Here is a 6,130-nt window from a genome sequence, read left to right as displayed (position 1 = left end):
AGTCGCGAAATCAGACGATGCAGTGTTTCAGGAAGACCGCAAACTCAGGTTTTACGACTGCTGCGCAGCCGAACGCAGGCTTCGCCAGCTGCTACGGATCGCGTTATGGCTTAACTGATCGGCATTACGCGCTCATGCCTTCTTTAGTTTGATCAGGAACATCACCGACAGACTGACACAGGCGCCGGTGACCGCCAGCGCCATGTCTTTCTGCGAATCCCACGGGTCGTTTTGTGCGCCGATAAACGCGCGTGAAGTGTCGTCTCCCAGATACGCCCCGCCGATCCATTCCACCAGTTCATATATAGCCGACGTCGACAGCATGATGTTCAACGCGATAAAAACCACCCAAAAACCCCGCAATGGGGTTAGTCGCAACAGCACTTCCCGCACGGGATAAACCATAAACAGCCCGTAACTCAAATGGACCAGTCGATCAAAGTGATTGCGATGCAGCCCGAGTGCCTTATTGAGGCCGACCCCGGTCAAGGCTGAGCACCAACGGTCATAAGGCACTTCGGCATAGGTGTAGTGAGCACCCAATTCGTGAATACACAGGAACACGAAAATCAGGGTGATGGACACAGCAGACAAACGAAACCAGCGTGCGACCGCCACCAACGTGCCGACGAGCAATAGCGCCAACAGGTTTTCCAGCGCCCAATCGATCCGGCTGTGCGGCGAATAGCCCAGCACCACGGCGATCAATACCAGCAGACTCAACAACGTCAGGTCGTATCGCGCATCTGCCTTGGGCTGCATGCTCTGGTCTCCTGGTCTGACGCGTTTCCTTCCAGCCTCAGGGTGATTCGGGTTGTCGACACTCCGGGCAAATGATGTCCCTACAAATCACATTGATTCGCCTGGGCGGCAGGGGTTCCGAAGTCGTGGCGGCCGGCGGGGCAACTCAAGGGCTGCGGCAAAAGCTTTTGCCTATGAGCCCCGAATACTCCACCTATTAGCTGACTTGCGGATAGGCGTCTAACCTTATCCCTGCGCTGGCGTCAGCCAGCCGGATTTGAGCTGATAAGGAGACAGGAATTGAGTCAGAAACATGACTAAGCCTGCCGTGGGCCACCGTGATTGCACCTCGTTTTCTGCTGTACCGATTTCCGTGTAATCAAAACAATCAGTGAATCGAACTGCTGGCCCAGCAGCCTGTGTCATTGCTTTCGCTCGTCGCTATTTAGAGCCCACAACGGGCCGGATAGCCCGGATGATCACGACCAAAGGTAGCTCGCACATGGCAAATGAATCGAAATGCCCGTTTAACCACGCCGCTGGCGGTGGCACGACGAACCGCGATTGGTGGCCGAACCAACTGAATCTGAAAATCCTGCACCAGCACTCATCCCTGTCCGATCCCCTGGACGAGGGTTTCAACTACACCGAAGCGTACAAAAAACTGGATTTTGCAGCGGTCAAACGAGACCTCACGGCGTTGATGACCGATTCGCAAGACTGGTGGCCAGCGGACTTTGGTCACTATGGGCCGCTGTTCATTCGCATGGCCTGGCACGCCGCAGGCACCTATCGTACCGGTGACGGTCGGGGTGGCGCTGGCTCGGGTCAGCAACGCTTTGCACCGCTCAACAGCTGGCCGGACAACGTCAGCCTCGACAAGGCGCGCCGGCTGCTCTGGCCGATCAAGCAAAAATACGGTCGCAACATTTCCTGGGCTGACCTGATCGTGCTCACCGGCAACGTTGCACTGGAGTCGATGGGCTTTAAAACGTTTGGTTTTTCCGGTGGTCGTCCGGACGTTTGGGAGCCGGACGAAGACGTTTACTGGGGCGCAGAAAACAAATGGCTGGGCGGCGATATCCGCTATGGCAAAGAAAACAAGCCCATGCAAGAGCCCGGCGACGGCCCGCTGGTTGCTGAACCAGGGGCAAACGAGGAGAGCCGCACCGAACAGGGCCGCAATCTGGAAAACCCGCTCGGCGCCGTGCAAATGGGCCTCATCTACGTCAACCCCGAGGGCCCTGAAGGCAATCCCGATCCCGTCGCTGCAGCCACGGACATCCGCGAGACCTTCGCCCGCATGGCGATGAACGACGAAGAAACCGTGGCGCTGATCGCTGGCGGTCACGCGTTCGGTAAAACCCACGGCGCCGGACCTGCCGACAATGTCGGTGCCGAGCCCGAAGCTGCTGGTCTCGAACAGCAAGGCTTGGGCTGGAAAAGCAGTTTTGGTACCGGCAAAGGCGCGGACGCCATCACCAGTGGTCTGGAAGTGACCTGGACCAACACGCCGACAAAATGGAGCAACAACTACCTGGAAAACCTGTTCGGCTTCGACTGGGAACTGAGCAAAAGCCCAGCTGGGGCGCACCAGTGGGTCGCAAAAAACGGCGCCGGTGCCGGCACCATTCCGGATGCCCACGACCCGTCCAAACGGCGTAATCCCACCATGCTGACCACGGACCTGTCCCTGCGCTTCGACCCGATCTATGAGCCGATTTCACGACGCTTCCTGGCCAATCCCGATCAACTGGCCGACGCCTTCGCCCGCGCCTGGTTCAAGCTGATCCACCGCGACATGGGCCCCCTCTCCCGCTACCTCGGCCCGGAATTGCCGAACGAAGTACTGCTGTGGCAAGACCCCATCCCAGCGGTCGATCATGCCCTGGTCAACGACAGCGACGTTGCTGCACTCAAGGGCAAAATCCTTGCTTGCGGCCTGTCGGTCTCGCAGCTGGTATCGACTGCCTGGGCAGCCGCTTCCACCTTCCGCGGCTCCGACAAACGCGGCGGCGCCAACGGCGGACGCCTGCGTCTGGCCCCGCAGAAATCCTGGCAAGCCAACCAGCCTGAACAACTGGCGAACGTACTGGCGAAACTCGAAAGCATCCAGAGCGAGTTCAACGCCGGCGGCAAGAAAATCTCGCTGGCCGACCTGATCGTGCTGGCTGGTAATGCGGGTGTCGAACAAGCGGCAAAAAATGCCGGCCAAAACGTCACAGTGCCGTTCACGCCAGGACGGTCGGACGCATCGCAAGAGCAAACGGACGTGGTTTCCTTCGGCTTCCTCGAACCGATTGCCGATGGCTTCCGCAACTACCTGAAAACCCGCTACCGCGTGCCGGCCGAGCAACTGTTGATCGACAAGGCGCAACTGCTGACGCTCACCGCGCCAGAAATGACCGCGCTGATCGGTGGCCTACGCGTGCTGAACGCCAACGTCGGACAAACCCGACACGGCGTCTTCACCCAACAACCGGAAGCGCTGACCAACGACTTCTTCACCAACCTGCTCGACATGGGCGTGGAATGGAAACCCACCTCCGAGGCCGCTGAAGAGTTCGAAGGACGTGATCGCAAAACCGGTGCAGTGAAGTGGACCGGGACGCGTGTGGATCTGGTTTTTGGTTCGAATGCGCAGTTGCGGGCGCTGGCTGAGGTTTATGCGAGCAGTGACGCGAAGGAGAAGTTTGTTAAAGACTTCGTGGCGGCATGGACCAAGGTGATGAACCTGGATCGGTTTGATGTGAAGTGATGCGATTGTTGAATCTGTGAGGCATTGAATGGGCCACCTCGACCCGGTTGTAGGGGTTGGGGTGGCCCAATATGCTCCCCCTCCAGGTCAAACTCGAAAAAGTCTTTTTGCTTGGTATGGGCGTGTTGACGCAACATGGTGTCGATGAAGGCAACGTCGATTGAACCCGGATTATCGCTACGTGCGCGACCTGTTGCAGGACGGCTACATCGGGGAACTGCGTTCAGTGCGGCTGCATATCAGCGTTGAATATTTCCAGCGCGAGCGCAAAGCCGCCCTGCACTTCACCATTCCACCGGAGAACTTCTCCAGCCTGCTCTCCATCTATGGCGGTCATTATTTCGATGCGGTGCTGCCTACGCCAAGGATGTGCGCGACGGTACCCACTTGGCACCTACCTTGGCAGATGCCATGCGCATGCATGAATTGATCGATGCCATCGAGATCTCCAACCGCGACGGCGTGCGCCTGAAGCTACAGGCGTAAGCAATCAGATGCGCAAGTGCGCACTCATGTAGTCAATAAAAACGCGCAACTTGGGCGAGGCATAACGGCTGGCTGGCCACAGCATCCAGAAGACGACCTGGCGGTCAATGTAATCGTCCAGCACAGTGACCAGCTGGCCACTTTCCAGCGCTTCGTGCACCAGGAAAGCCGGCAGAAAGGCAATCCCCCTGCCCTGGATTGCGGAGTAGGCAAGAGGCTCGATCGTGTTCGACGTCATCGTGGCGGGCAGCACCAATTCAGCCTCGGATGCTTCGAGCCGCAGCGGCCAACGCTCCAGCTTTCCCGTCGCAGGGAATTTGTGCTGCAGGCAAGAATGGCGTTCCAGTTCACGCGGATTAGCAGGTACGCCATACCGCTTGAGATACGTCGGCGACGCCACCAGCACATGTGCACAGGAACCGAGGCGGCGCGCGGTCAAGCGAGAATCGGTTTGCTCGCCGGTCCGAATCACGGCGTCGAACCCTTCCTCGATCACATCGACCATGCGGTCGCAAAAATCGATATCCAGTTCGACTTCCGGATACTGCTCCATGAACCCGTCAAAGGCCGGCATCATCAGGTCGCCCAGTAGAGGTGTGCCCACGCGAAGCCGCCCACGTGGACTGCCGGCCAGGCCTGAAAGCTCGGACTCGGCAGCGGTGACCTCGCTGAGGATGCGGCGGCAGCGCTCAAGGAACAGAGTCCCCTCGGCCGTCAGCGTGATGCTGCGTGTGCTGCGATGAAACAGCCGCACATGCAAGCGTTCCTCCATTCGAGCGATGGTTTTGCCCACTGTCGAGGACGACACCCCCAACTGGCGGGCGGACTCGGTAAAGCTGCGCGTTTCGGCAACCTGCACGAACACTGAGATGCCACTCAGACTTTCCATCACTCTTCCTGCTTGCACCAGTAGAACTCCACCAACAAGGCGGGATTACGGAAAAACCATCCGAAATGTTCGGCATCGCGGGATATTTTTCTCCGCGAATCTTACGCCTACATTGCGCCCATCCCACCACTGATAGGTATCGATGTCATGTCCAAACTGCATACGAGCATCCAGATAGGCCCATACCAGATTTCCCATCGCGTCGTTCTGGCGCCACTTACCCGCATGCGTGCCGAGCCGGGCGCCATCCCTGGCCAGTTGATGGCCGAGTACTACGCCCAACGTACCACCGCCGGTGGCCTGCTGATCGGCGAAGCCACTATCGCCGCAGCCAATGGTAATGGCTACCTCGGTGCTCCCGGTCTGTATGACGACAGCCAGATCGCCGGCTGGAAGCTCGTGACCGACGCCGTTCATGCCAAGGGTGGCAAAATCTTTCTGCAGCTCTATCATGCGGGGCGCCAGTCCAATAGCCTCCTGCAGCCGGGCGGCGCCCAGCCCGTGGCCCCTTCCGTCGTGGAGCACGGCGGCCTTGCCTTCACCGAGACCGGCTGGACCCCGGGCTCCCCGGCGCGCGAACTGACCATCGCTGAAATCCGCGGGCTGGTAGACAGCTTCCGCGCCGCGGCCGAACGCGGTATCGCAGCCGGATTCGACGGCGTGGAATTGCACTCGGCCAACGGCTACCTGTTCGATCAATTCCTCCAGGACGGCAGCAACAAACGTACGGATATCTACGGTGGCTCGTTCGAAAACCGCAGCCGGTTCCTGCTCGAAGCGGTAGGGGCGGTGATCTCCGTCTGGGGCAGCAATCGAGTGGCGGTGCGTCTGGGGCCGAGCGGCAATTTCGGCGATATGTCCGACAGCGACCCCATTGGCCTGTTCACCTATGTCGCGCGCGAACTGAACAAGCTGGACCTCGCCTATCTGCACCTGATCGAGCCACGCATCCTGGGTCTCGTCGAAGACGAGCGCCGGGACCAGAATCCGGTGGCGTCCCAACTCATCCGCCAGCACTACAAGGGCACCCTTATCGCGGCGGGCGGCTTCTCCGGTGAATCGGCCAACGCGATCCTCGAGGCCGGCGATGCAGACCTGGTCGCATTCGGCCGCCACTTCATCGCCAACCCTGACTTGCCAGAGCGCCTGCGCAACGGCTGGCCGCTGAACCCGTACGACCGCGAGTCGTTCTTCGGCGGCACGCAAGTGGGTTACACGGACTATCCTTTCCACACTGAAGTTGCGTGATAATTTTC

5 protein-coding genes are annotated in these 6,130 nt (G+C 59.3%); 3 read left to right on the top strand and 2 right to left on the bottom strand.

All coding sequences use genetic code 11. From position 1 onward, the window contains the following. Positions 1-132 precede the first annotated feature (132 nt). A complete protein-coding gene (locus KGB06_RS16650) occupies positions 133-762 on the bottom strand; it encodes a DUF2238 domain-containing protein (protein WP_223517589.1) in 630 nt (209 codons plus the stop codon). Positions 763-1,243: 481 nt separating this feature from the next. Between KGB06_RS16650 and katG the strand changes: the two genes are divergently transcribed. After that, positions 1,244-3,499 carry a catalase/peroxidase HPI gene (gene katG / locus KGB06_RS16645; protein ID WP_223517587.1) on the top strand — a complete coding sequence of 752 codons (2,256 nt, stop codon included), beginning with the start codon at positions 1,244-1,246 and terminating at the stop codon, positions 3,497-3,499. A gap of 160 nt (positions 3,500-3,659) precedes the next feature. Continuing rightward, positions 3,660-3,929 carry a hypothetical protein gene (locus KGB06_RS16640; RefSeq protein WP_223517586.1) on the top strand — a complete coding sequence of 90 codons (270 nt, stop codon included), beginning with the start codon at positions 3,660-3,662 and terminating at the stop codon, positions 3,927-3,929. 60 nt (positions 3,930-3,989) lie between these two features. Here KGB06_RS16640 and KGB06_RS16635 read toward each other — a convergent pair whose 3' ends face one another. Next, complete coding sequence (locus tag KGB06_RS16635; protein WP_223517584.1) at positions 3,990-4,874, bottom strand: LysR family transcriptional regulator; 885 nt, start codon at positions 4,872-4,874, stop codon at positions 3,990-3,992. Positions 4,875-5,021: 147 nt separating this feature from the next. Between KGB06_RS16635 and KGB06_RS16630 the strand changes: the two genes are divergently transcribed. Beyond that, positions 5,022-6,122, top strand: coding sequence for an alkene reductase (locus KGB06_RS16630; RefSeq protein WP_223517582.1), 1,101 nt, complete (start codon positions 5,022-5,024; stop codon positions 6,120-6,122). Positions 6,123-6,130: the final 8 nt, after the last annotated feature.

Source organism: Pseudomonas sp. GL-B-19 (genome assembly GCF_019956415.1).
GTDB lineage: Bacteria > Pseudomonadota > Gammaproteobacteria > Pseudomonadales > Pseudomonadaceae > Aquipseudomonas.
Note: the sequence above shows the minus strand (reverse complement) of the source record. Positions and strands in the feature narration are given on the sequence as shown.

Excerpts from the sequence above, each read along its gene's own strand:
- KGB06_RS16630 (WP_223517582.1), top strand. The coding sequence starts at position 5,022 with ATGTCCAAACTGCATACGAGCATCCAGATAGGCCCATACCAGATTTCC.
- KGB06_RS16635 (WP_223517584.1), bottom strand. The coding sequence starts at position 4,874 with ATGGAAAGTCTGAGTGGCATCTCAGTGTTCGTGCAGGTTGCCGAAACG.
- katG (WP_223517587.1), top strand. The coding sequence starts at position 1,244 with ATGGCAAATGAATCGAAATGCCCGTTTAACCACGCCGCTGGCGGTGGC.
- KGB06_RS16650 (WP_223517589.1), bottom strand. The coding sequence starts at position 762 with ATGCAGCCCAAGGCAGATGCGCGATACGACCTGACGTTGTTGAGTCTG.